The organism is Cohnella sp. GCM10020058 (genome assembly GCF_042683485.1).
Taxonomy (GTDB): Bacteria; Bacillota; Bacilli; order Paenibacillales; family Paenibacillaceae; genus Cohnella.
Genome location: NZ_JBHUJV010000017.1, coordinates 485,734 through 510,291, shown reverse-complemented (window position 1 = coordinate 510,291; position 24,558 = coordinate 485,734). Strand labels below are relative to the sequence as shown.

General features: G+C 59.4%; 22 protein-coding genes. 1 reads left to right on the top strand and 21 read right to left on the bottom strand.

Annotated features, from left to right (window positions below; genetic code table 11):
- Positions 1-34: 34 nt before the first annotated feature.
- The 7 genes from ACFSR7_RS29765 to ACFSR7_RS29735 all read right to left on the bottom strand — a co-directional run bounded on the left by ACFSR7_RS29765 (position 35) and on the right by ACFSR7_RS29735 (position 9,463).
- A complete protein-coding gene (locus ACFSR7_RS29765; protein ID WP_378167918.1) occupies positions 35-877 on the bottom strand; it encodes a carbohydrate ABC transporter permease in 843 nt (280 codons plus the stop codon).
- A complete protein-coding gene (locus ACFSR7_RS29760; protein ID WP_378167916.1) occupies positions 865-1,752 on the bottom strand; it encodes a carbohydrate ABC transporter permease in 888 nt (295 codons plus the stop codon). Before ACFSR7_RS29760 ends, ACFSR7_RS29765 begins: the two co-directional genes overlap by 13 nt.
- A 111-nt stretch (positions 1,753-1,863) precedes the next feature.
- Complete coding sequence (locus tag ACFSR7_RS29755; protein ID WP_378167914.1) at positions 1,864-3,198, bottom strand: ABC transporter substrate-binding protein; 1,335 nt, start codon at positions 3,196-3,198, stop codon at positions 1,864-1,866.
- A gap of 314 nt (positions 3,199-3,512) precedes the next feature.
- Complete coding sequence (locus ACFSR7_RS29750; protein WP_378167912.1) at positions 3,513-3,749, bottom strand: putative quinol monooxygenase; 237 nt, start codon at positions 3,747-3,749, stop codon at positions 3,513-3,515.
- A gap of 331 nt (positions 3,750-4,080) precedes the next feature.
- Positions 4,081-4,422 (bottom strand): DUF2512 family protein, encoded by a 342-nt coding sequence (locus tag ACFSR7_RS29745; protein WP_378167910.1) that lies wholly within the window; start codon positions 4,420-4,422, stop codon positions 4,081-4,083.
- A gap of 177 nt (positions 4,423-4,599) precedes the next feature.
- On the bottom strand, positions 4,600-5,634 hold the full coding sequence (locus ACFSR7_RS29740; protein ID WP_378167908.1) for a Gfo/Idh/MocA family protein: 1,035 nt from the start codon (positions 5,632-5,634) through the stop codon (positions 4,600-4,602).
- A gap of 229 nt (positions 5,635-5,863) precedes the next feature.
- Positions 5,864-9,463, bottom strand: a complete 3,600-nt coding sequence (locus ACFSR7_RS29735; protein ID WP_378167906.1) for an OmpL47-type beta-barrel domain-containing protein — start codon at positions 9,461-9,463, stop codon at positions 5,864-5,866.
- A gap of 320 nt (positions 9,464-9,783) precedes the next feature.
- On the opposite strand from ACFSR7_RS29735, the gene ACFSR7_RS29730 reads away from it, so the two are divergent.
- On the top strand, positions 9,784-10,494 hold the full coding sequence (locus ACFSR7_RS29730) for an MBL fold metallo-hydrolase (protein ID WP_378167904.1): 711 nt from the start codon (positions 9,784-9,786) through the stop codon (positions 10,492-10,494).
- 109 nt (positions 10,495-10,603) lie between these two features.
- Here the strand turns inward: ACFSR7_RS29730 and ACFSR7_RS29725 are convergent, their stop codons facing one another.
- The 14 genes from ACFSR7_RS29725 to ACFSR7_RS29660 all read right to left on the bottom strand — a co-directional run bounded on the left by ACFSR7_RS29725 (position 10,604) and on the right by ACFSR7_RS29660 (position 24,459).
- A complete protein-coding gene (locus tag ACFSR7_RS29725; protein WP_378167902.1) occupies positions 10,604-11,332 on the bottom strand; it encodes a potassium channel family protein in 729 nt (242 codons plus the stop codon).
- A 38-nt stretch (positions 11,333-11,370) separates the two neighbouring features.
- Positions 11,371-11,763 (bottom strand): DUF350 domain-containing protein, encoded by a 393-nt coding sequence (locus ACFSR7_RS29720; RefSeq protein WP_378167900.1) that lies wholly within the window; start codon positions 11,761-11,763, stop codon positions 11,371-11,373.
- On the bottom strand, positions 11,763-12,443 hold the full coding sequence (locus ACFSR7_RS29715; RefSeq protein WP_378167898.1) for a signal peptide protein: 681 nt from the start codon (positions 12,441-12,443) through the stop codon (positions 11,763-11,765). The genes ACFSR7_RS29720 and ACFSR7_RS29715 overlap by 1 nt, the downstream gene beginning before the upstream one ends.
- A 4-nt stretch (positions 12,444-12,447) precedes the next feature.
- On the bottom strand, positions 12,448-13,644 hold the full coding sequence (locus ACFSR7_RS29710; protein WP_378167896.1) for a glutathionylspermidine synthase family protein: 1,197 nt from the start codon (positions 13,642-13,644) through the stop codon (positions 12,448-12,450).
- The gene (locus ACFSR7_RS29705) at positions 13,641-14,402 is read right to left on the bottom strand and encodes a hypothetical protein (protein WP_378167894.1); all 762 of its coding nucleotides are present in this window, start codon (positions 14,400-14,402) and stop codon (positions 13,641-13,643) included. Before ACFSR7_RS29705 ends, ACFSR7_RS29710 begins: the two co-directional genes overlap by 4 nt.
- Before the next feature lie 27 nt (positions 14,403-14,429).
- Positions 14,430-14,648, bottom strand: coding sequence for a hypothetical protein (locus tag ACFSR7_RS29700; protein ID WP_378167892.1), 219 nt, complete (start codon positions 14,646-14,648; stop codon positions 14,430-14,432).
- Positions 14,649-14,790: 142 nt separating this feature from the next.
- Entirely contained in the window at positions 14,791-16,260 is a 1,470-nt protein-coding gene (locus tag ACFSR7_RS29695; RefSeq protein WP_378167890.1) for a protein adenylyltransferase SelO, read from the bottom strand.
- A gap of 61 nt (positions 16,261-16,321) precedes the next feature.
- Positions 16,322-16,834: a metallophosphoesterase family protein gene (locus ACFSR7_RS29690; protein WP_378167888.1), complete on the bottom strand. Its 513-nt coding sequence runs from the start codon at positions 16,832-16,834 to the stop codon at positions 16,322-16,324.
- 85 nt (positions 16,835-16,919) lie between these two features.
- On the bottom strand, positions 16,920-18,581 hold the full coding sequence (locus tag ACFSR7_RS29685) for a glycerol-3-phosphate dehydrogenase/oxidase (RefSeq protein ID WP_378167887.1): 1,662 nt from the start codon (positions 18,579-18,581) through the stop codon (positions 16,920-16,922).
- A 122-nt stretch (positions 18,582-18,703) separates the two neighbouring features.
- Entirely contained in the window at positions 18,704-20,197 is a 1,494-nt protein-coding gene (glpK, locus tag ACFSR7_RS29680) for a glycerol kinase GlpK (protein WP_378167886.1), read from the bottom strand.
- Positions 20,198-20,208: 11 nt separating this feature from the next.
- Positions 20,209-20,775: a glycerol-3-phosphate responsive antiterminator gene (locus ACFSR7_RS29675; RefSeq protein WP_378167884.1), complete on the bottom strand. Its 567-nt coding sequence runs from the start codon at positions 20,773-20,775 to the stop codon at positions 20,209-20,211.
- A 552-nt stretch (positions 20,776-21,327) separates the two neighbouring features.
- Positions 21,328-22,503 (bottom strand): NAD(P)/FAD-dependent oxidoreductase, encoded by a 1,176-nt coding sequence (locus ACFSR7_RS29670; protein ID WP_378168204.1) that lies wholly within the window; start codon positions 22,501-22,503, stop codon positions 21,328-21,330.
- Positions 22,504-22,508: 5 nt separating this feature from the next.
- On the bottom strand, positions 22,509-23,261 hold the full coding sequence (locus tag ACFSR7_RS29665; protein ID WP_378167882.1) for a methyltransferase domain-containing protein: 753 nt from the start codon (positions 23,259-23,261) through the stop codon (positions 22,509-22,511).
- Positions 23,254-24,459 (bottom strand): type III polyketide synthase, encoded by a 1,206-nt coding sequence (locus tag ACFSR7_RS29660; RefSeq protein WP_378167880.1) that lies wholly within the window; start codon positions 24,457-24,459, stop codon positions 23,254-23,256. The genes ACFSR7_RS29665 and ACFSR7_RS29660 overlap by 8 nt, the downstream gene beginning before the upstream one ends.
- Positions 24,460-24,558: the final 99 nt, after the last annotated feature.

Sequence of the window (24,558 nt, the reverse complement as noted above, 5' to 3'; positions counted from 1 at the left end):
TCGTACCCCTCCGTGTCTGCCTATGCGAGTACAGCTATTTTACTGCACCGTTTACGATCCCGGCAAACACGTACCGCTGGAAGAACAAGTAGATGACGACGATCGGCACCATAATCATCAAAATCGCCGCGGACATGAGCTCCCACTCCGTGCTGCGCTCCGAGGAGAAGTTCATCAGGCTCGTGGATACGACGGCGAGCTTCTGTGCGGGCATGTACAGATAAGGGATGAACATGTCGTTGTAGATGTCGATCGTCTTGATGATGACGATGGTCGCCGTCGCCGGCGTCAGCAGCGGAAAGATGATCGTGCGGTAAATGCGGAACAGGGAAGCCCCCTCCATCATCGCCGCCTCGTCAAGCTCCCGCGGAATGTTGAGCAGGAACTGTAAATAAATGAATAGCTGCAGCACGCTCGTACCCAGATGCAGGACGATGGATGCCCAGATCGTGTTGTACAGATGCAGGTTGTGGACGACGGTGAACGTCGCCACTTGCGTGGTGATCGTCGGCACGAACGATACGGCGATATAGGCGCCCATGACGGTCTTCTTCAGCTTGAAGTCGAAGCGTCCGAGGATATAAGCTACCATCGTGCCGAGCAGCACGTTGCCGATGACTGCCACGACGATAATCGTCAGCGTGTTCAGGTAAGCGCGGTCCAGATGCGCCCTGGTCATGACCGTGCCGAAATTTTCGAAGTTCAGGAAGTTCGACGGCAGCTTGAACACGCTCGTTTGCGAAAACTCGGCTTTGCTCTTGAAGGCGTTCAGCACGAGAATCGACGGCGGGAAAAGGATCATGACGACGGCGACCCAAAGGATCGCGTGCTTGACGACGGAAAACGGGCTGAACTTTGCCGCGTTCAATCCGACCACCTCCTGGTCGCAAAGCGCTGGATGCCGAGCACGACGATGACGGCAACGATCAAGGTGACGCTCATCGCGGAAGCCATGCCGAAGTTGTTGAACTTAAAGGCCGTATCGATCGTCTTGGTCAGGAACGTCTCGCTGGCGCCGAGCGGTCCGCCGCCCGTCAGGATGAACGGCAGGTCGAAGATCTCGAGCGTGCCGATAATCGTCAGGAACAGATTCAGTTCAATGACCTTCGTAATATTCGGCAGTACGACGCGCAGCGACGTCTGCAGGCGGGACGCGCCGTCCATGCGCGCGGCCTCGATGATTTCCGACGGAACCGACTGAAGGGCTGCCAGATAAATGACCATGTTAAGACCCATGAATTTCCACAGCGTAATGAAGCCGAGCACATGGTTGACGGCATGCGGGGAACCGAACCAGCTGATGGCGAGCGAGTCGAGCCCGACGCTGCGCAGCAGCGTGTTGAACGAGCCGTACTCCGAATTGAACACGTAGTTGAACATGTAAGCGACCGCGACGCCGTTCATGATATAAGGCATGAAGAGCATGACCCGGTAGGCGTTGCGGCCCTTGAGCTGCGAATTGAGCAGCAGCGCGAAGAACAAACCGAGCGCGTTTTGGAAAAGACCCCATCCGAGGTAAACGAGATTGTGGAGGAAGGCCGCCCAGATTTCCTTGTTTTCAAATACTTCTTTATAATTGCCGACGCCTGCCCATGTTTTTTCTGGACTGAAGCCGTCCCAGCTCATAAAGCTGAGATAAACCAGATAAAGTGCCGGATACAGGGCAAACATCGCCAACAGCGCGATCGGCACAAGCAAGAACAGGATGATCAGTATTTTTTTCTGTTTGGCGTAAGATAGGCTATCGCTCATCCGATTCAACTCCTTTTCATCCGCGCCCGAGAGACGACAAAACGGACGGCGCGGCGCGGACCGGCCATCCGTTTTGTCGGTCGGATCGAGCGGCGGAGCCTGTCGCTTGCTTTACTTCGCGACGGCGGCTTTCGCTGCTTTCCATTTTTTGTTATAGCTGTCGAACACGTCTTGCATTTTGCCGACCGTCACTTCCTGGATGAACTTGAACGGGTCGAACTGCATCTTGTTTTCGACTGCGGTCACTTGCTCGCTCACCGATTGCGCTTCGAGCATTTCCGGCTTGTTGGCCATGAAGTCGGCGATCGGCGCCAGGTCTTGCGGCTGATCCTTAAGCGGTGAGATGATCATGTGGTCCGCGTAGTCGCCGGATTCCTCGATCATAAACTTGATGAACGCTTTGGCCAGCGCCTTGTTTTTGCTCGTCGAGCTGACGGCGTACGCCCAGTCATTGCGCATCATGCCTTTGACCGTGCCGCTGTTGTCGTAAGGCAACGGCGCGAAGCCGATTTGCTCGAGCGGCAGGCCGTTGTTGATGAGGTTCGAGATCGCCCAGTTGCCGATGTACATCATGGCTGCCTTGCCCGAAGCCAGATCCTTTTGCGTCTGATCCCACGTTGCGGAGTATACGTCCTTCTCCAGCTCGCCCTTGTCGTACAGGTTCTTCAGGATGCCGAGGCCTTGTCCATAGGCGCCGTCTGCCGTGAAAGGCGCATCCGAGTTGATCTTGTCGTTGCGCAGGTTCGTGCTGCCGTAGATGAATTCGGCCGGGTCGGTCCAGTATTGCAGCGTCCAGGCATCCTTGAATGCCGTCGCCATCGGAACGATGCCAGCAGCCTTAAGCTTGTCCGCGTCTGCGTACAGCTCGTCCAGCGTCTTCGGCGGCGCGGTAATTCCCGCTTTTTCGAACGCCTGCTTGTTGTACAGCAGACCGTTGATCGCCACTTGCTGCGTGATCCCGTAGAGCTTGCCTTCGTAGGAGTTGTAGTCCTTGAAGTAAATGTTGTCGTCGAGGCCGAGATCGTCGAGCGGCTCGTAGAACTTTGGCAAGTCCGCCTTCGTCGTCTCGACGAGCGACAGGACGTCAGGCAGCTCGTTGGCCGCCATCCGCACGCGGATCGTCTGCTCGTAATCCTTGAGGCCTTCAATCTTGACCTCCGTCCCCGGGTACTTTGCCTCGAACGCGTCGACGTACTTCTTCAGGTCGGTATCGACCAGCTCGGTACGGTGCGTCGCCCAGGTAATCGTGCCCGTAAGGTTGCCTTCGGCCGCTCCTCCGCTCGCCGCGGAGCCGGAAGGACTTGCCGCTGCAGAACCGGATGCGCTTGCTGCAGGCGTGGATGCAGATGCCGATGCGTTCGCATCGTCGTTATTTGCGCTGCCGCAACCTGCGAGCAGCCCGACGCCCAGTGCCATTGCCATTGTTGCCGCTACATTCTTTTTCATCTCTCGTATCTCTCCCCGTTTCTGCTTGTTGTTCTGGCCTAACCCAATAGTATGTAAATTTACGTCACATTCAAATGGCCGCAAATTGTTTTTATTAGCTTATTTTTGTTTATTGTTCGAAATCGACAATTTGAACCTCGTTTGTTGTCGCTTACATTTATTGGTGGAAGCGTATACTTGTGTCTGATTAAAAATGATGTTATATTTCCTCACCTTAAACTGCGATCCGGCGTAAACCACATGCTTATTCTGCCGCTTATGTGATTAAAAAAACCTTGCGCGGCGCATGGCCGTTCAAGGTTTTCGTTGATCATTTAAAACCCGACTCCGCCGATCGGCTTTATTTTGATCCCTCCTGCTTCTGCGATCAGCGGCATGCAGCGGCCGATAAGCTCGCGCACTTGCTCGTTCTGCAGGCTGGCCGCATGCGCTTCGCGGTTTTCCCACAGCTCGGTGATCCACAGTACATCGGGCTCTTCCTCCGCCTCGTGAACGATATAATAGATGCAACCTGCCATGCCGCGAAGCGTATCGCTCGATGCCAGCATCATCTCGGCGAGTTCGCCCCGTTTCCCAGGTAAGGCTGTTAGTTTTCCGAACATCGGTCAAGCGATTCATCCGTCAACGCGTCCAGCAATCCCGCCGTCATTTTAGCTTCCCGCTCCCACTCTTCTACCAAACTTGCGATGGATGTAAACAAAGCCATTCCTCCATGAACGTTTTCTCTAACGATCACGAGTATAAGCCTCTATCCCTGACAGAAACGGTCAGTGTTCTGTAAAAACGGAAAAATAAACCCTACGCCGAGGCGCGGGTTTAAAAATAGACGCCGGTCCGTGCGAACGGCACGTCATGCAGCAGGAACTTAACGGGCCTTTTTGCTTATGCGCGTTGGTAAGACAGCCTGGCCTGGAACACATAGCGATGAATAAAAAACTCAGCGATGCCCGTTATGACCGCGACAACCAAAATTTCTCCCGGACTGATCGTCCATTTCATCGCGTATGCCGCGATCCATACCAGCAAGTAAGCCATAATGCCGTCGGACACGGTCGCGATCGCATTGTTGGTGGACCGCAAAATAATCTGGTCGCCTAGCATGTAAGCGATAATCGTGAGGATGGTGGCGGTCGTCGCCGCGCCAAGAAACGACGCATTGGAATAATACATCAACAAGGTCGTTACGATGACGCCATTTACGAGCCACTTCAATACGAATTTCATCTGACCGCCTCCTTGTCGGGCGTTTTCGACGATTCTCATCGTCGGATGCATGCGTTCGGTCATTTTATAATTTGCCCCGATAGCGTATCGGGCATCCCAAGCAGAAAAATCCCCCGTCCTTCGCCGGAAAGCGAAAAACGGGGGGCTTACTACCTCTCATATTATAAGCCGTTATCGTTACAGTTTGATCTCTTGGCCGCGCTCGGCGGATTCATAAATGGCCGACAAAATTTTGATCATGTCGACGCCGTGCTCGGGCAGGAAAATCGGCGACTCGTGTCCGAGCACGCATTCCACGAAATGGCGGATGTTGGCCGTATGCTGCGGTACCGCCGATTCGGGGAATCGGGGCTGCTCGTCGATCAGTACGCCTTCTTTTTCCGTATAAAGCTTCAGCTTGTCGTTGATCAGGCTGAACCCGCCTTCCGTGCCGCGCCACTCGAGGAACTTCTGCTCTTCTTCGATGTTCGATGCCCAGCTGAATTCGATCTGTAGCGAGGCGCCGCTGTCGAAGCGGATAAAGCCCGCAGCCAGGTCTTCGACGTCAAACGTTCCTTCGGGAACGTTGCCGGAGGCGTCCGGACGGTCCGCGAACTTGCGGTAGGTCGAGCCGGATACGGTAACCGGCTTCGGATTGCCCGCGGTCCACATCGCCATGTCGATCATATGGACGCCCAGATCGATGAGCGGACCTCCGCCGGACAGTCCCTTCGTCGTGAACCAGCCGCCGCGGCCGGGAATGCCTCTGCGGCGGATCCAACCGCAGCGGCCCATGTACATTTCGCCAAGCTTGCCTTGCATAATCAGCTTTTTAATGAACTTGGCCTCTTCGCTGAAACGGTTGTTGCGCATCGTCATCAGCAGCCTGCCCGATTCGCGCGCTGCGTCCGCCATCTTTTGCGCCTCTTCTGCATTCACGGCATCCGGCTTTTCGCAGAACACATGCTTGCCCTTGCGAAGCGCCGCAATCGCAATCTCGGAGTGATACAGGTTAGGCGTGCTGACCCCGACGATATCGATCGACGGATCCGCGATCAGCTCGCGGTAATCCTCATACACCTTTGCCCCGGGAAACGCGAGCGCCGCGGATTCGGCGGAAGCGCGAAAGGCGTCGCAGAACGCGACGAGCTCCACTTCCTTGTGGGATAGCCAACCGGGCAAATGCGCGAATTTGAAAATGCCGCCCGTACCGATAACGCCGACCTTCAACATGATTTATTAATCCCCTTTATGTATCGAAAATGATGGGTTCAAGCTTGCCTTATCCTTTTATATTTTAGACTGAAAAGGCTTTCGTTTCGATTGCAAATTCGGTTCATTTTATACGGTATTCTATCATTTGGGCATTCCAGGCAGACAGAAGAAAAACCGCAAAGCGGAGCGCGTGGCGCTGCGTGCTTTGCGGTGCTTTTTCAATTCGGCGAACTTGGAAAAGCGGAAATCATAGCTTTTTGGCGAGCTGTACCAGCAGGTCGGCTTCCGTCTTGGTAAATGCCTTGCCGCTCTCCGCCTTCACGCCCAGCATGTAAGCAGCGATCTTCAGCGCTTTCACTTGAAGAAGTCCGGCCTTGTCCGCTTTTTCGGCAAGCGCCAGTTCGAGCGCGAGCAGCTTGGCGACGGCCGGTTTCGAAGAAAAACGCGTCGTAAGTCGGCCAAGGCTGGCGTAATCGACCTTGACCGTATAAGTGACGGAGCCCGTGCCCGCATTGCCGGCGGTATCGGTCGCCGTCGCCGAAACCGTATGGCTGCCGACGCCGATAATATACGCGTCCGCATCGACGTTTTTGCAGCTTTGCGCAGCGATGCCGGACAATGCGTCATTGGCCTTGCAAGCCAATACGACACGCTGATCTACCGTGTAAGTGCCGGCGTTGCCGCTCCAGAGGATTGTCGGTGCCGTCAGGTCGATACGAACGACGACCTGGTGCTGCGACTCGACATTGCCGGCCCGGTCGACGCTCCAGAACGCGAGCGCGTGCTTGCCTTCCGTATCGACGGCTACCTCATTGCCGGTCTGGACCGCTCCGCCGTCGAGCTTATAGTGCGTCGCATCTACGCCGCTCCCCTCATCCGATGCAGTCAACGTTACGTTCACCGGTCCCTTTGCCCAGTTGTCAGACGCGTCGCTTGTCGTAACCGGCGCGATGTCGTCGATGCACTCCAGGTAGAGTACGACGATGCTCTTATCCGGCACGACATAGGACGCGAGCGGCTCCGCGCCGTCTACCGCTTCAGTCTGAACCGTAATCGGATGACTTCCGTTTAAGTTGTCCGACAGCATATCGGGCCCGGTCAGCACCGTCTTTTTGACGAGCCGGTAACCGTGTTCGAACGTGAAGCCGACATCGCGCCGCATCTTGTCTTCGCGATTGACCATCACGATATTAAGTCCGCCGGTGTCGGTAGACATGGCGTTGACCGTGAACGATGCGTCGTCCTTCGTCTTGTCCGTATAGTCTCCGGTGACCGTGGAACGGACGACGTCTTTGCCGAGCGCCTGGTTCATGACAATCATCATCTCGGCGATCCCGGTCCGGAAGAGACCGTTCGTGCCTTTGTCAAAGGCGAACCACGGTCCCGACGAGAAGGCGTGAAGCGCGGCCATGGCGACGTCGGGACGGTTGAAAATGCGGTTGATAAACTCGGCTGTCCCAAGCGTGCCTTCCAGATCGTGCGTCCGGTAGCTGTATTTGTTGATCTGGTCGAAAGGCTCGCCGCGCAGCGGCCAGATGCCGTGTTCGGATAAATATAGGCGGATGTGATGAGAAGGATCGGTTCTGCCGCCTCCGTTCTCCCAATCGCGGATGTCGCCGGTGATCGAATCCATGAACTGCTCGACGTAAGCAGGCGTTTCTCCGAAATAATAAGGATGCAGCACGAGATAGTCGATATCGTTGCCGATGCCTGCAAGCACCGCCTTGTGCCAGTCGCGCCAGGTGCCCGTCGGCGTGCCGTCGTTCGTCCCTCCGCCCGCGATATCGCTGCTCCACGGACCGGTCTTCGCTCCGGCGGCAAACTTCGCGTCAGGGTCGACCGCGCGGATGGCTGCGATAATCTCTTTACTCATCTGAATATAGACGGGCGCGGGGAAGCTCTTGCTCTGATCCAGTTCGTTGCCCAGCTCGAAGATGACGCGGATCGGATCCTGAATGCCGTATTGGCGCCGCAACGCGCCCCAATCCGTGCCTCCGTTCGGATTCACGCTGCCGTCTCCCGGGCTCGTCAGAAATTCGGCCAAATCCGCCGCATCCGTCGCGTAGTCGGCCTGTCTCATATTCAGGGTCCATGTGATCTCGCTGTCCGGCGTGACCGCAAGCACGGATTTCAACCATTCGACGATGCCCATGTTCATCGGCACGACCGGGTACCATTGGTTCGGAAACCCCGTGCGGCCGGCATAGGGGCCAAGCGTCTTTTTCCACATGAAAGCCTGAGAATCGGTGCCGGCCATCCGGCTAAGCGGAAGCTCGACGTCTTGCATGAGCGGCAAGTATTGATCGTTGAAAGCCAGACTCGGCATTGGCTGCATGATGACGCGCTGGCTCTCGTTCCAATCGTTGTTGTAGCCGAGGAGCTCCTTGTCCGCCGAACGCAGGACTTCGGATTCCTTCACATCCACGGCGGCCGGCGCGCTCGTGCGATAAGTCGTCTCGAGCGCCAGCTCGGGTCCGCCGACGGACCAATGTCCGTCCGCGTCGACCGCCTCTACGCGAAACGTGTACTTCGTATGCTGCAGCAGTCCCGACACCGTATATTCTTCAGCGGCAGGCACCGTCGCGATCTCCGTGCCGTCACGGAAAATCTTGTAGCCGACGACGCCGACATCGTCGATCGCGCCGTTCCAATGCAGCTTCACGGAAGCGTACTGGATGTCGGAAGCCGTCAACGCCCCGTCCGTCCAGAACGGCTCAGCAGCGGATCTTGTCGCCGCGTCCGCGGCGAGCTTGACGGAGCGGTTGCCGGCGCCGTCCTCGGCCTCGATCTCGAAGCGATAATTCGTGTCGGACGCAAGATCCGCAATCTGGTAGACCGTGCCCGTCACCGAAGCGATCTCCGCTTGATCTAGATAAATATGATAACGAACGACGCCTGTATCGTCGGTCGCCGCAGACCAAGATAAATCTGCCGCGTCCCGGCTCATCCTGGCGGTGAGCTCCGCATTCCCGTTCCAGGACGGCGCCTGCGTATCCGCATTAAAGTGGACCGTGACTGTCGCCGAAGCGCCGGCGTACGAGGCCTTCACCGACACATCCCCGCCGACCGGTCCGCCCTTAAAGACAAGCGCACGGTTCTCGATGACCGCGTTGCCCCCGGCCACCTCCCACACGATCGCTTCCGAAGGCGGCACCGCAATCGCGCTGCCGCCATAATCGCCGACGAGCGTGAGCGCCGATGCCAGATCGAGCGGCGATCCGGACGCATAACCCGGCGCGTTCGCAGACAGCTGCAGCGAGTCGGGCTTGCGGGCCACGAATAAATCGTCGACGAGCATCTTGCCGCCGATTGTCCCGCTTGTGCCGTACCGACCGAAATTGAACTTCAAGGTGGCGGCATCCGCCGGGAATACGAACGAGCCGCTTACCTTCGTCCAGTCTTGATCCGCTTTGAACTGAGGCGGGATCGCCATATTGCCTTTGAACGCCGTTCCGTTATACGCGCTGATCTGAATCATCGGATAAAAACCGTTCGACTGCCCCGTTGGCGAGATTCCGGCGATTTTTACCCATGCTTCGTAGTAATAAGTCTTGCCCGGCACCGCAGCCGCATCCTGATACTGTTGAAGGCTCGTATTGCCCGTAAATTCGGCTGACAATGCATAATTCCCGCTATGCTTGTCCGCCGACTGGACGGCAACGATTACGTTGGACCCGCTATAGGCCCCCCAGCCGCTTCGGTTCCCCGTTTCAAATCCGCCGTTCGACAACACATTTCCTACATTTTCCGCAGCCTGGGCGATCGGAACTCCGCCCGAGGGGAGCAACGATGCTGCGAGCAGGGACAGCGCAAGCGTGACGGACAGCGTTTTTTTGCGGATTGACATGACATTCCCTCCTATCATCCTAACCACGATATGATTGGCTTTTCGGCTAGCCGCTCCCTGACGCGCTCGCTCTCTTTCCGGGATCGATTATGGTAACCGCTTTCAATTTTAGAGTCGCATTCAGTCTTGGCGATACGAGACCTTTTTGCGGTCGTTGCCTTTTGTTGATCATCTTCGAATTTTGACTTTGGATCTCGCCGGTTTTATATTGGACTCATTGATTTCTATTCTACCGATCAGGGAGGGAGCCGGAAGCCGCCGTCCGATTCGCAGGACGAAGTCGGCCCGGCGCGAACATGCGAATCGCCGAAGGAATCGAAATGCTGGAATTGAAGCTGGGCACGATGACAATCCATCCGACCGTCCTTATCGACGAGGACTCGTGGATGCTGGTCGACACGGGCATGCCGGGATCCGCGCCGGCGATTCTTGAGCTTGCAAAGCAGGCAGGTATCGGGGATCGGCCTCTCAAGGCGATCTTGTTGACGCATCAGGACCTGGACCATATCGGCGGCTTGCCCGGCGTGCTTGAGGCGACCGGGGGCAGCGCGACCGTATATGCCCATCCCGGAGATGCCGGCGCGATCAACGGGGCGGAGCCCATGATCAAAATGTCGCCCGAACGGCTCGCCGGCTTCCTGCAGCAAGCAACGGACGAGGTGCGCAACCAGTTTGAACGGACGTTCCTCCATCCCGCCCGGCCGAACGTGGATCGCACGTTCGAGGACGGCGAATCGCTCCCGTTCGGCGGCGGGTTGACCGTTATCCATACGCCCGGACATACGCCAGGCCACGTCTGTCTCTACCATTCCGCCTCGAAGACGCTTATCGCGGGCGACGCCTCCGTTGCGCGTGATGGCGAGTTGGCCGGGCCCAATCCGCCTATGACGCCGGATATGGATACCGCGTTGGCTTCGCTCGGGAAGCTGGCTGCGTTCGATATTCAGAGCGTGATTTGTTACCACGGCGGCTGGGTACAGGGCGATGCCCGTTCGCGTTTCGCCGCGCTCTCGCAAGGTAACCCATCTTAAAAACACAAAAAAGGCTGCATGCCGGCAAGTTCCCCAATCGAGAACGATTTTTGCCGAACATGCAGCCTTGTTTCTTTACTTAGGCGTTCCATTTTTGCTTGCAGTCTCTTTAAGGACCCGAAAAGTGGCTTCGTCCGCCAAAATATAAAGCCTTGCTTCCGGCGGAATCGGCTGATCCAGCTTCCGGTTCACGCCCAGGTCCCCCCGGTCGGAAATGAGCGTCGCGCCGCGGGACAGCAACGCTTGAAAGGCGTCGCCGTAAGTGCGCCACGTACGTTCGACGGGAACCTCGTAGATCTCGTCCCCGTGCTCGCGGATAAGCAGTTGGCTGAAGCGCCGATGGATCGCCGCTTACGAAATGTACATTGCGGCGATGCTGCTGCGGATGACGGTCGGATTCGTCGACGAGGACGATTTCCGCGTCGGGGAGAGCGGCCAAAATTTCGTCAACCGCATACTGCGCCTTCTTGCTCCAGTTGACGACGATAAAATGATCCTTGCCGGGATAGGTCAATTGGCCGGCCTCCCTTTGCCTTTGGATGGACGCGACGGAATCGATGACCTTGCCGATCAGTATGCTGAGCAGGCCGATGCCGAAGATATACAAAAAGATAGTGAGCAGCTTGCCGGAAGCCGTCTTGGCGTAATAATCGCCGTAGCCGACCGTAGACATCGTCGTAAGCACCCAATATAAGGCGTTGAACCAATTGCGGAACGTGTCCGGTTCGATGGCGAACGCCAACGTTGCGCTGATCAGAATAAAACCCAGCGCCACCGTAACGATTGACGCGTTTTTAAAATGCATCGTCCGGATCAGAAGCCTGAGAAAAAAATGCATGCGCGTTCGTCATCCTCTTCCGGCCCTCGGCTCGAGCCTCATACGATCAGGCTGCTGACGGCGAAGCTCGTGCCGAGAAAAACGGCGCAAAGCAATATGCCTATCGCTACGTTTCCTTTTTGCAGATGCTCGGAAATTTTGAGTCCCGGCGTGGCGAGCTCGAAAATCCAGTAGGCGGCGATCAGGCATACATAGCCGACCGCGAACCATAGCATCATGTGCCAGATCGACGTGTTGGTATACGCTGCAACGCCGAGAATGACGGCGGTCGCGATAAACTTTCCGCCGAACGCAAGTCCCACTGCAACGTTGCCTCTGCGAAGCTCCTCCATGTCTTTGAACGGCGTCATCCAGCTGAATACGAGCATCCCGATCAACTGCAAAACGATGATGACGATAACGCTGGCGACGATATTGGTGACGACGACCATCAAGCCCACCCCCTGAATTTTGCGTAAGAAAGATCGTATTGTCCGTAATCGTGGACTTCCTCCACCAGGATGGGCACTTTCTTTAAGCCTTTTAGCTTGGCGTACCTTTCCTGGTCGATCGGCTGCTTGATACGGTTGCCGGACGGCAGCGTAATTACGGCGAAGCGGCGCTGTTGGCCGTTATATTCGGTCAAGTAGACGCCGACCAGCTCGACGTTGGTTTGAACGGAAATTTTCAGTTCGGCAATGTCGGCCTTGGCTTTGGCTTCATCCGGAAAGGATTTGATGGGCGTCCAGGCGGACAGTCTTACCTCGCTGCGGCCGCCTTCGCCCTCTTTCATCTCCGCGCTCATATATTGCAGCGTCCAGATCTTGTCGCCGGTGGCGTAGTTGCCGTCGTTGGGCAGCAGCGCATTGTCGGGCAGCACGGTCATATCGCTGCCGACGATATCCCCGACCGTACCCGCCACGATCCGATAATCCCACGGAACGCTCGTTCCGGACGCCCCGGCATCCGACCTGCTCGCAGATTTGGAGAATACCGATTTTTCGTTCGTGCATGCGCCGAGCAGGCACGCAACAAGCAAAAATGCCGCCGCAAGGCGAAACGCGTTTCCGATCTTTACGGCAGTCCGAGGCGGTACGCAAGCGGCTACGCCGTCTAACCGTTGTTCCTTCATTCGCTTACTTCACTCCCAACGGGATAAAATGACTCGTGTTGCCGGTAATGAGGCCGCCTGCCCGGCCGAGCAGCCCGCACGGCTTGCCGTTGAGCACGAACATGCCGGTAAGCAGGCGGAATTCGCCCGCGGCCGTACGAATGGGAGCAAGCTCCGCACGCTGCTGGTAAACGCTAGGAAACAACGCGCTCGTATCGAACCCGTCGCGGTCCTCCGCTTCAAGCGCGCCGCTCTTGTCGTACATTTTGACCGAGCCGCCCTCTCTGCCGAACATGGACTTGGACACAAAGTCGGACGCGAGCACGGGCTTGTCGTAAGTCGGCAGCATATACCGGGCGATCGCAATGCGCTCGTCCCTGTCGAACAACAATCCGAGCTCGTATAAGCCCCATGCGGCCGCCAGCAAGCCTTTGGATTGCAAAATAATGCTGTGCGGCGAATTGAACAATGCGAGATTGCCCGTGTCCACCGCGTATAAAAGGGCGTCCCCGCCTTCGTCGTAGGCCAGCCACTCCTTGGGGTACAGCGCGAACAGCCTTCGGATCGGCCTGCCTTCGCCGTCCTTCAGCACGCCTTCGTCCACCCATAACTCGAGGCAATCGACGAACCGAACCGGCAGGCGGCCGTGCTTTGCGAGCGCTTCGATCGTGCCCGAATCCTCCAGATGGCTCCCGTAGTCCATGCAAGCGGCCGCCTCCGGGCGCTCTGCCGCCCAGGCCGCGGCGACCAGGTCCGCCATGTTCGCGTTGGGCGATTCGATGCCGGCCTCCGCGCACAGCCATGGCGTCGCGACCGCGGCTTCGACGTAGCCCGTCGGCGTGTCCGCGTTCAGCTCCAGCAGCTTGATCGCGCCGTCCGCCGAGACGGCAAAATCGAACCTCGCATACCGGCTGATCAGCCCCGCGGGCGGCGGAGGCAGCAGGTTGAGCGTATCCCATAAAATCTCCGGGATGCCAAGCAGCGCATATAACTCTCGTTTGCCGAATACGTAACGGGCGGTCTTGTCGAGCACGCCCCAGAGCGCGGCAGACGCAGTCTCGAGCTCTTCGTACAGCGACTTGGGCATGACCAGGATCTGATCGAGCCAATAGGCTTCCTCCTCCAGGTCCGCCCAGGCAAAACCGAGCTCCGCAAGCTTGGCGACCCGGCCAGCCCTGTCGGGATGCGGCATGCCCCGAAGCTCGAATACGCCGCCGCTCATCCCCCGAACCCGCCCGAGGAGCTCGATCGACCGCTCGAGCCCGAAGAACCGAATACGCTTTTGGACTTCGAGCTCCCGGACGACGACCCGCTGAACCCGCTGGAGTTGCCTCCGATGCCGCCCGGCTTGGACGACGAGGAGCGGCGGGTGACCGATCCGCTCTTCTCGCTCGTCTTGGGACGAACCGAGGAGCCCACGACCGGCTTGCTGCGGAAAGCTTCGCTATCGTATGATTTCGATTTGTAAGGCCTGGTCGTTCCCGCATAATAGGTCGTATGGGAATTCGCCCAAGCCGCAGACGAATAGGAAGAACCGTTGTTGAAAATCAAATGGTACAGGAGAAGATCGTCCCAGCCGAAGCCCGAGTGATAGCCGTTGTTGACGATGACCGTTTGTCCTCCGGTTCCCGTACCCGACGAACCGGTGCCCGATCCGGTCCCGCTGCCGGAAGCCGGCGGACAGGGGACGGCCTCATCGCCGTCCTTGCATTCCTCCCCGTCGCCCGCTAGCGGCAGGTTCCAGTCGACTGCCGGGTCGTAAAACGCCTTTACGTCCTCCGACGACCATTCGACCAGCTTGGGCTGGGCGGCTGCCGCCGTCCCCGAAGGCGTCGCTTCCGTTGCGAACGATGCGGAGCCCAAAGCCGCGTTGGCGAGCAGCGCGATACCGAGCGAGGTAGACAGCGTCTTCAGCGGCGCGCCGTCCTTGCCGAAGAGCTTGAACTTTGCCGAATCGTCCGATTTATCTTGTCTTTTCACGATGCGTGCCTCCCGCTGCGTCCTGTCTCAGGGCTCGGTGCCTGTACGGACGACAAGAATTTCCAGCTTGCCTGAATCCAGATTAAGCCTGCCTTCGACCGTCTCGTATTCAAAGCCGCCGACCGTTATAAAGTTGACGTGCTCCAGCGCCGCGACCATGTTTAACGTCCAGGTGCGCTCGTCGATAAACTTGAGCTCTCCCGCTTCGTTTTTCTCCATCAGATAGACGGCAATCCCGTTATCCAACTCCTACACCCTTCCGATTTTGGAATCTTTGCACTGAATTACAGTAAACGATGATAGAATCGAGTGTCAATTGCTATTTTGGAAAAAAAAACAAGCCTGCCGCAACGGCAAGCTTGGATTCCTGACGAAATCCATCGCAAGATCAAGTCCCGCAAAAGGTACGGTAACGGCCGCACGACGGATCCGGGAGCGCGGCGTAAGCGGCATGCGCGGGGTCGTAGGCGTAGGGATCGCGAAGCGCATCGACCAGACGCTCCAGGACGCCGTAGTCGCCGCGTCCGGCCGCAGCCTCCAGCGCCTCCTCGACACGGTGGTTGCGGGCGATTATCGCCGGGTTGCTGCGCCGCATCAGCCGCCGCGCAGCATCGGCCGCCTCTTCCGTGTCGCCGATTCGGGCACGCCATCTGCCGCGCCAGCCCGCGAACGCTTCCGACGCGAACAGCTCCCCTTCTTGCGTCGCGCCCGTCGACAGGCTCGCGAACGTATTCGTATAATCGGCCTTGTGCGCTTCCATCAGATTGAGCAGGTCATAAATGAGAGGTTCGTCATCCGGCGCTTCGCCGGGCAATCCGAGCTTGGCCCGCATGCCCGCGAGCCACTCGGTCTCGAACAGCTCGGGAAATGCCGATATTTCCTGCTCCGCCAAAGCTACTGCTTGCTCTTCGTCTTCGGCGAGCAGCGGCAGCAGCGTCTCGGCGAATCGGGCCAGGTTCCAGGCGGCGATCCGCGGCTGCTGGTTATAGGCGTAGCGGCCGTGCGCGTCGATCGAGCTGAACACCGTCGACGGATCGTACGCGTCGAGGAATGCGCAGGGACCGTAATCGATCGTCTGTCCGCTGATCGCCATATTGTCGGTATTCATCACGCCGTGCACGAAGCCGATCAGCTGCCACTTCGCGATCAGCGAAGCCTGCCGGCGGACGACCGCTCTGAGGAACGACAAATAGTCGCCGGTTTCGACTGCCGGATCGTGTCTTTGCATCGTATAATCGGCGAGTTCGCGAACCTGCTCCGCGCCGCCGGCGCCTGCGGCGTACTGGAACGTCCCGACCCGAACGTGGCTCGCCGCGACACGGGTCAGCACGGCGCCAGGCAGCTCGTCCTCGCGAAATACCGGTTCGCCGGTAGTTACGACCGCCAGGCTGCGCGTCGTCGGAATGCCCAGGCCGTGCATCGCCTCGCTGATCACGTATTCGCGCAGCATCGGTCCGAGCGCCGCACGGCCGTCGCCGCCGCGCGAATAAGGCGTGCGGCCCGAGCCTTTGAGCTGAATGTCCAGGCGCTGACCATCAGGGGCGATGTGCTCGCCCAGCAGCAGCGCGCGTCCGTCTCCCAGCATTGTCAGGTGACCGAACTGATGCCCTGCGTACGCTTGCGCCAAGGGCTCGCCGCCTTCGGGCGACGCGCTGCCCGACAAGACGGCTGTGCCGGATTCGCTTCGCAGCGCTTGTTCGTTCAAGCCGAGCGACTCGGCTAACCGGGCGTTCAATACGGCTAGCTTCGGTGCTTCGACCGGATTTAGCGGTATTTTCGAGTAAAAAAAAGACGGGAGATGCGCATAGCTGTTGTCGAAGCGCCAGCCGACCGTTGTCGTGGAATCAAGATGCGTCATAACGTCTCCCTTCGCGCGCTTTTCTTGTACGAAGCGCTTATTTTGTACTTATTTGCAGAGCCTAGCTTTTATCCGCATAAAATACATGCCACGCACTTAATCGGCCGTCCTCGGCATCCAGGATGCCGAATGAAAATTGCGCTTGCCTCCGCTTGTCGGTCGGCGAGCCGGGATTAAAAATCAGCATGTTGCTCTTCGGGTCGCGCCGTAGAACGGGAATATGCGAATGTCCGTAAACGATCGCATCCGGCATTACTTCCTTAAATGCCGCAACCGCGTGCGCTTCCGTCTTCGTCCGCAGCGCCGCCCCATGCCCGTGAACGACGCCGATCCGGCAGCCGCCGAATGTCAGAAGCAGCCGCATCCCGAACTTGGCCGCGATCTCCGGTCCGTCGTTGTTCCCGACGACGCCGTATACCGGGGCGTACGCGGACAAAGCATCGAATACGCTCATGCGCGTCCAGTCTCCGGCATGGACGATCGCCTCTGCGTCCGTCAGCTCGCGCTGCAGCGCCGCCGGAAGGCGCTTGCTCATTCTCGGCATATGCGTATCCGATACGACCACGATCTTCATGCGCGATTCCTCGCTTTGGCTGCAGACTCGTTTCCATTTAATCTTACCCTAGCCGCGTCCGTTCATGAAGCGATTTTTGGAAATTCTAAATTTCCGCCGCCGCGGTAAGCTCCCGCTTCATCTCCGCTTCGTACTCGGTTCGCTGAGCGTCGCTATATTGGAGGACTTCGGCCATATAGTCGAGGACAGCCGCCAGATTCCGCCGCGCCCAGCCGATATCGAAAAACAGGGCGCCCGTGCGCCTGACGAGAAAATCGGCGGGCTTTACCGCCATCTCCGCCTCGATCGCATACGCAAGCATGCCATAAGTCTCGTCGGAAAGCCCCGCACCGTCGGCGCTTTCATGCCGCCGCCTTGCGATGCGTTTGAACACGTCATCCGCGTTCGATCCGTATCGGCTCGCGATCTGCAGCGCCGTCTCGGCTGACAGACCTATCGCTTCTCCGGCAGCCGCAGCCGTTTTTGCATACGCCGCGTAACGTCCGGAGCCGCCGACGTCGCCGCCGGATATCGGCAGCTCTCTGGTCGTGCAAGGTCCGAATGGACCTTTGCCTTCGGCACGCAGCGCGGCAGCCAGCCGATCGACGACCGTCTCCGCCATTTTGCGGTAGCCGGTGAGCTTGCCGCCCGCGATCGTGATCAGGCCGGACGGCGACACGAAGATTTCGTCGCGCCGCGACACTTCGGAAGGCGACTTGCCTTCTTCATAAATAAGCGGCCGCAGGCCCGCCCAGCTCGATTCGACGTCCAGCTCGCCAAGGCGCAAATTCGGGAACATGCCGTTGCAGGCAGCCAGCAGGTAGTCCCGATCCTCCCTCGTCGCACGCGGCTGCGCCGTATCGCCGGCATAATCCGTATCCGTCGTGCCGACATACGTCTTGCCGTCGCGCGGAATCGCGAACACCATGCGGCCGTCCTGCGTATCGAAATAGATCGCTTGACGAAGCGGGAACCTGTTGCCGTCGAAAACGAGATGGACGCCCTTGGTCAGCCGTAGCGTCTTGCCATGCTTGGACCGGTCCAGCTCCCGCAGCGTGTCGACCCAAGGCCCTGCGGCGTTGACGATCTGCCGCGCACGAATCCGGTATTCGCCCTCTCCGATCAAGTCGCGGGCCAGCACGCCCGTCGCCCTTCCTCGTTCATCGTAAAGGAACTGCTCCGCCTTCGTATAATTGGCGGCAACCGTCCCTGATTCGGCCGCTTTTTTAAGCACCTCGATCGTCAGGCGCGCATCGTCCGTCCGGTATTCTACGTAAGAGCCGCCGCCTCTCATGCCTTCCTTTTTCAAAAGCGGCTCCAGCGCCAGCGTGTCCTCCGGACTCAGCATGCGGCGCCGTTCGTCCCGCTTCACGCCGGCCAGGAAATCATACAGCCTCAGCCCGAACGAGGTGCTCAGCCTGCCGAACGTTCCGCCCTTGTATAAGGGCAGCAGCATCCGCTCCGGCGTGGTGACGTGCGGGCCGTTCTCGTAGACAATCGCCCGTTCCTTGCCGACCTCGGCGACCATCTTGACCTCGAACTGCTTCAAGTATCGCAGACCGCCGTGGACCAGCTTCGTCGATCGGCTTGAAGTTCCAGCCGCGAAGTCCTGCATTTCGATCAGCGCCGTTTTCATTCCTCTTCGCTGCGCGTCCAATGCGATCCCCGCCCCCGTAATCCCGCCGCCGACGACCAGCACGTCATACATGTCCTTTTCCATCTCTTCGAGTTTGGCTGACCGGTTCGTCCCGGCGAATGCGCTCATCATGTCGATGCCCTTCTTTCTGTCGTTTCGAATGCAATAAAACCACGATGATGCAGACCGCGCCATAGTGGCGCGGCCGATATCGTGGTTTCTCCTGATCTCCGACCGGATATGAACTTGTCTTATTACTTAAAAGCCATGGCGGCCCTGACTGCCTTCTGCCAGCCCGCGTACAATCGCTGCCGCTCGGCGTCTTGCATGACGGGCTTGAACGAGCGATCGAGTCTCCAGCTGTCCGCAATGTCCTGCTTGCTCTGCCAGTAGCCGACCGCGAGCCCCGCCAGATAAGCCGCGCCGAGCGCCGTCGTCTCGCCGACCGAAGGACGTTCGACCTCCGCGCCGAGCAGGTCGCTCTGGAACTGCATGAGCAAATTGTTGGCGACGGCCCCGCCGTCGACCCGCAGCCGCTGCAGCGGAAGTCCCGAATCCTCGATCATCGCGTCCAGCACGTCCCTGCTCTGATAGGCGAGCGACTCGAGCGTCGCGCGGATAAAGTGCTCTTTGGTCGTCCCCCGCGTCAGTCCGAAGATCGCGCCCCGCACGTCGCTGTCCCAATAAGGCGTCCCCATACCGACGAAGGCCGGCACGACGTAGACGCCTTCTGAAGATTCCACCCGCGCGGCGTACGTCTCGCTGTCGGCCGAAGTCTTCAGCATGCGAAGTCCGTCCCTCAGCCACTGGAGCGCCGATCCCGCGACAAAAACGCTGCCCTCGAGCGCGTATTCCACTTTGCCTTCGAGCCCCCAGGCGATCGTCGTCAGCAGTCCGTGTTTGGATGCGACCGCGTCCGCGCCCGTATTCATGAGCATGAAACAGCCGGTTCCGTACGTATTTTTAACCATGCCCTTCTCGAAGCAAGCCTGCCCGAACAATGCGGCCTGCTGGTCGCCCGCGATCCCCGCGATCGGAATGTTGCGGCCAAAGAAGTGATGATCCACCGTATGCGTGTAAACTTCGGAGGAGGAACGCACCTCCGGCAGCATGGAACGAGGCACGTCCAGCGCCTTTAGCAGTTCATCGTCCCACTCGAGCGTATGGATGTTGTAGAGCAGCGTGCGGGAGGCGTTGGAGAAGTCGGTCACGTGCGCGGCGCCTCCGCTCATTTTCCAGACGAGCCACGTATCGATCGTGCCGAACAACAGGTCGCCGCTCGCCGCCCTCTCGCGTGCGCCGTCCACATGATCGAGCAGCCACTTCACCTTCGTTCCGGAAAAATACGCATCGATCAGCAAGCCCGTCTTTTGCCTGAACAGATCGTCCAGTCCTTGCTGCCTCAGCGCTTCGCAAATATCGTTGGTCTGCCGGGATTGCCATACGATCGCGCGGTGGATCGGACGGCCCGTATGGCGGTCCCACACGACCGTCGTCTCTCGCTGGTTGGTGATGCCGATGGCCTCGATCTGCTCCGGCCGAATATCCCCTTCGGTCAGGACGCGCGCAATAACGCCCAGCACGGACAGCCAGATCTCGTTGGCGTCATGCTCGACCCAGCCGGGCTTGGGAAAGTACTGCTTGATCTCCTGCTGCGCGGCGGCGACGGCGCGGCCGCCCTTGTCGAAAAGGATCGCGCGGGAGCTCGTCGTCCCTTGATCGAGCGCTAAAATATAGCGTTTTTCCATGTACGCTCCCCCTATCGTATCCCGTTTTCGTAATGCTTCCATAGTTCCTTGTTGGAAGTCGTGACCGCGGAGGCGCCCGCAGCGAGCGCTTGCTCCACGTCGTTTGCCGTACGGATGAGGCCGCCGGCGAAGACGGGAATGCCCGTTCGTTCGTGCACCTCGGCGATCATATGCGGAATGACGCCGGGCAGCACCTCGATAAAGTCGGGCTTCGTCCGCTCGAACATGGCATAGCTCTTCTCGAGCGCGTTGGTGTCGAGCAGGAACAGCCGCTGGATGGCAAGCAGCTTATTCTGCTTGGTCTTGGCGATCACGCTCGCCCTGGTCGAGACGATGCCCGCAGGCCGGGCGATCTGGCAGATGAATTCGGCTGCGTACTCGTCGTTTTTGAGCCCTTCGATCAGGTCCGCGTGCACGATCGGCTTTTTGCCGTTGGACTTCGCGAGCTGCACGATCGGCTGCAGCTGTGCGACATGCATGTCTAGCAGCACGATATATTCGTACGGCAGCTTGATCAGCTTCTCCAGATCCTTCACCTTGCGCGCCGCGGGGAGAATCCGCTGTCGGCTGAATGGCATAGGGAGCTCCCTCCGTTCGGTCTTGTAAAAAAAGAAAAAAGGAAATCACGAACTCATCCCCTAGGGGACCTGAGTCGCGTGCTCTCCTTTTCTCCGCCGCGCATATGAACTTGACACGATTATATTACAGGATCTATGCGGCGTCTACCCTGAGGTTTGGCGTTTGAGGTTTGGCGTTGCGCCGCTCCTTCCTCCAGATTGACTAGGTTGCGGCTGGGGGCGCTAGCGGAAAATAGTTCCCCTACCGGCCACGCAGGCGCCACACTTGGGGCGATAGCGGAAAATAGTTCCGCTACCGGGCCACGCAGGCGCCACACTTGGGGCGATAGCGGAAAATAGTTCCGCTATTGGGCCACGCAGGCGCCACACTTGGGGCGATAGCGGAAAATAGTTCCGCTATTGGGCCACGCAGGCGCCACACTTGAGGCGATAGCGGAAAATAGTTCCGCTATTGGGCCACGCAGGCGCCACACTTGGGGCGATAGCGGAAAATAGTTCCGTTATTGGGCCACGTAGGCGCCACACGTGGGGCGGTAGCGGCATTAAGCGAGATCACGACTGGGATATCGGCCGGAGCCGGGTCGCCCGCACGAGCTTGCGGCCGAGCGCCGGCATGCAGCGTACCGCGGTCAGCGCGGTACGGGCCAGAAGCGGCCGGCCGGCGGCCCGCTGCACCAGGTTGCCCCATCGCAGCGGGCCGTCGAACGCGCTGCGAATCGCGCGGGCGTAGTCCTCCTCCCACTCGCAGAGCGACAGCTCGCCGCCGAGGTATCGCTCCGCCGACCGCGCGCATAGCTGCGCGGCGCGCAGCGCCATCGACATGCCGTCCCCGCACAGCGGCGGTATCGTCGCGCACGCGTCGCCGACGAGCGGGATGCCGTCCCAAGGAATCGGCCTCGCAAACAAACGCACGGGCGCGATTGCAGCTTGCGTGCCCGGAACAGGCTGCGCGCCGGCCAACCGCCGATTGAGCGAGGGGCTGCGAGCCTGCGCGAGCTCGAGCCAGCCTTGCACGGCGGTCGGGGCATCCCGGACCGCGCGCCTATCGAGCAGCGCGGCGGCGTTCACGATGCCGCTGCCCGCCGGGGATAAGCCCAGATAGCCTCCTTCAAAGAAGTATAGCTCTACTTCGTCCCTGGCTTCTATACCTGTAAAGTGCATTTTGACGCCAAGGTAGGGCGAGCTTGCCGGCTTGTTCCTTCGCTTCGCGCCGGTTAATACGGACAGACGGCCTCCGCCTCCCCATGCGCCGATGACAGCGCGCGCCTGCACGGTACGCACGAAGCCGCCGCACACGAGGTTCAGCGTATAGCCGTCCGCTTCGCGCGCCATCGACGCGACGGTCGTTCCCGTCGCAATCTCGGCGCCGGCAAGACGGACTTCGCGGTGAAGCGCCTCGTCGAGATCATAGCGGCTGAGTCCCCATGCCGCGCCGGGCAGCGGTATGCGCAGGGGCGCGCTGCCGAAGGCATGGATCCGCGTCGCGCGGATGTCTGCCGGCTCGAGCGACCTGAGTGCGGAAGCGAAGCCCAGCTCGGATAAAATGCCGATCGATTCCGGCGACAGAAACTCCCCGCATACTTTGTGCCTGGGAAACCCTTTCCGGTCGATCAGCAGCACCCTCCGCCCGCGATCCGCAAGCGCTTTGGCGAGACTGCTGCCCGCTATGCCGGCGCCGATCACCACCACGTCCGTCGTCTCGGAAAACAAAGCGGCGCTATCTTTCACCTCGTTCAAGCGGGCCCGCCTCCTTTTCCGTGGAGGGTCGTCTTTGCGGCGACCGTCTTCGGCACCGTTACGACATACCGGAATAAAGGCCGCCAGCTGTAAGCCATTCCGCTCGCGTCCAAGCGAAGCCGAAGCCGCTCCCAATCCGCAGCCCGGAAGCCCTTCGCGACCGACAACGGACCGTCGTTCACGACAAAGCGGTTGCCCGAGACGATTCTGGCTGCCAGCCACACAGCCGTCCACGCAAGCCAATGGCGGTGGATGTCCTGAATAACCACTCCCATTTTGGACGCCTTCAGCATCGCTCTCGTCACATCGGGCAGTTCCTCGTCTCCAAAATGGTGAATGAACTGGGACGCGGTCACGATGTCGGCAGCATCTTCTTCCAGCGCGAACAGGTCGCGCCGCACGACGGTCACGCGCGGCTCGCCGGCGTAAAATGCCCTCGCTTCAGCGCACGCTTCCTCCGTCCGGTCGGCAAGCGTGATGCCGATCGCGACGCCACGCGCGTCCGCCCATCGGAGCAGCGCCGCGTTGACGTCCCCGGAGCCTGCCCCGATGTCCAGCACCGTAAGCCGCTTCGGACGTCCCGCCTGCTCCCAGAGCCGGGCGACGCCGTACAGCGTCCGGCCGGATGCCGCGAACAGGCGGTTCAGCCTGCGCAAATGCCGGAGCGCTTCGCGCAGCTCGGCTCCGCCCTGCGCAAGATCGTCCATCAGCTCGGGTGCTTGCGCACGCGCCTCCAGCCTTCTAAACATGCGAGGCCAACCGCGCCTCGCCGCTCGGTTCGCGCCCGGTCCCAGCGGCAAGATCCACGTCCGAACGGGCCGCATTCTGCTCGCCCGGCCGATAGGCGATCGGCAGCAGCTCGCAGGAAAGCCCGGGCCCGAACGCAAGGCAGACGCCCTCCGATTGCGGCGCGCCTTCCTCGCGTTTGGCTTGCCGGATGGCCTCCAGCACGAACAGAAGCGTCGCGGAGGACATATTGCCGAAGTCGCGCAGGACGCCTCTGCTGTATCCGGTGTGCTTGTCCGTCAGTCCGAGCTCCGCTTCGAGCGCATCGATAATGCCTTTTCCGCCGGGATGGATCGCCCAAATGTCGGGCAGCGACTCCCGTTCGCCCAACACGGAAGCCAAGCGATCAGGCACATGACGGCCGATCAGCGAGGGAATGCGGGAAGACAGATAAAGGTCGAAGCCGTAATCGCCGACTTCCCACACCATCTCTCCTTCGCCTTCCGGCAGCAGCGCGCTGATCGGCTTTCCGAGCTCGAACCGTTCCCTGGCACCGTCTTCAGCGTTACCGATTACGCAGGCGGATGCGCCATCTCCAAAAAACGAAGCGCCGAAGAGCGCCTCCTTCCCGGCGGATGGCTGAATGTGAAGCGTGCACAGCTCGACGCAAACGATAAGGACGGCAGCCCCTGGCTGTCCGCTCACGATATCGCGGGCCATGCCGATCGCTTTAAGTCCGGCCGCGCATCCGAGAAAAGTCAGCGGGATCCTGTTTACCGTATCCTTTAACCCGAGCTGCTTGGCCAGCACGGTGTCGAGCCCCGGCAGAAACTGACCGGTGCAGCTGACCGTAAGCAAATGCGTCAGCGCCGAGGGCAAAACACGCGCGTCAGTAAGCGCGGCAGATGCGGCGCGAAGCGCAAGCGGTACCGACGCCTGCTTGTAGGCCGCCATGCGTTCCGATGTAACGGGTACCGGAAGTCCCGACAGCTGGGCGAAATATCGGTTGCTTGCTGCAGGCTCGAGCAGTGCAGGCTCGCAGGTGTAGCGGGTTTGCACGCCGCATTGCTTGAACAGACGCCTGGCCCAGCGGGCTGCATCCGGCGAGTTCATCAGGGCATCGGCCAGGCGCTGGGCCGTGTCCAATTGGTCCAGCTTGTGCGCCGGCACTGCAGTCCCGATGCCGAGCATTGAGATCGACGGCTCTATGGTTCTCATCATACGCTTCAACCCCTTTTCGTTCGGATATCGCAAGACAAGCTGCTATCCTTCACTTTATTCCGGGCGGCGTCATAATATGTGAACAAGCCGTGCAGCGCA

Excerpts from the sequence above, each read along its gene's own strand:
- ACFSR7_RS29760 (WP_378167916.1), bottom strand. The coding sequence starts at position 1,752 with ATGAGCGATAGCCTATCTTACGCCAAACAGAAAAAAATACTGATCATC.
- ACFSR7_RS29755 (WP_378167914.1), bottom strand. The coding sequence starts at position 3,198 with ATGAAAAAGAATGTAGCGGCAACAATGGCAATGGCACTGGGCGTCGGG.
- ACFSR7_RS29750 (WP_378167912.1), bottom strand. The coding sequence starts at position 3,749 with ATGATGCTGGCATCGAGCGATACGCTTCGCGGCATGGCAGGTTGCATC.
- ACFSR7_RS29745 (WP_378167910.1), bottom strand. The coding sequence starts at position 4,422 with ATGAAATTCGTATTGAAGTGGCTCGTAAATGGCGTCATCGTAACGACC.
- ACFSR7_RS29740 (WP_378167908.1), bottom strand. The coding sequence starts at position 5,634 with ATGTTGAAGGTCGGCGTTATCGGTACGGGCGGCATTTTCAAATTCGCG.
- ACFSR7_RS29735 (WP_378167906.1), bottom strand. The coding sequence starts at position 9,463 with ATGTCAATCCGCAAAAAAACGCTGTCCGTCACGCTTGCGCTGTCCCTG.
- ACFSR7_RS29730 (WP_378167904.1), top strand. The coding sequence starts at position 9,784 with ATGCTGGAATTGAAGCTGGGCACGATGACAATCCATCCGACCGTCCTT.
- ACFSR7_RS29725 (WP_378167902.1), bottom strand. The coding sequence starts at position 11,332 with ATGCATTTTTTTCTCAGGCTTCTGATCCGGACGATGCATTTTAAAAAC.
- ACFSR7_RS29720 (WP_378167900.1), bottom strand. The coding sequence starts at position 11,763 with ATGGTCGTCGTCACCAATATCGTCGCCAGCGTTATCGTCATCATCGTT.
- ACFSR7_RS29715 (WP_378167898.1), bottom strand. The coding sequence starts at position 12,443 with ATGAAGGAACAACGGTTAGACGGCGTAGCCGCTTGCGTACCGCCTCGG.
- ACFSR7_RS29710 (WP_378167896.1), bottom strand. The coding sequence starts at position 13,644 with ATGAGCGGCGGCGTATTCGAGCTTCGGGGCATGCCGCATCCCGACAGG.
- ACFSR7_RS29695 (WP_378167890.1), bottom strand. The coding sequence starts at position 16,260 with ATGACGCATCTTGATTCCACGACAACGGTCGGCTGGCGCTTCGACAAC.
- ACFSR7_RS29690 (WP_378167888.1), bottom strand. The coding sequence starts at position 16,834 with ATGAAGATCGTGGTCGTATCGGATACGCATATGCCGAGAATGAGCAAG.
- ACFSR7_RS29685 (WP_378167887.1), bottom strand. The coding sequence starts at position 18,581 with ATGATGAGCGCATTCGCCGGGACGAACCGGTCAGCCAAACTCGAAGAG.
- glpK (WP_378167886.1), bottom strand. The coding sequence starts at position 20,197 with ATGGAAAAACGCTATATTTTAGCGCTCGATCAAGGGACGACGAGCTCC.
- ACFSR7_RS29675 (WP_378167884.1), bottom strand. The coding sequence starts at position 20,775 with ATGCCATTCAGCCGACAGCGGATTCTCCCCGCGGCGCGCAAGGTGAAG.
- ACFSR7_RS29665 (WP_378167882.1), bottom strand. The coding sequence starts at position 23,261 with ATGTTTAGAAGGCTGGAGGCGCGTGCGCAAGCACCCGAGCTGATGGAC.
- ACFSR7_RS29660 (WP_378167880.1), bottom strand. The coding sequence starts at position 24,459 with ATGATGAGAACCATAGAGCCGTCGATCTCAATGCTCGGCATCGGGACT.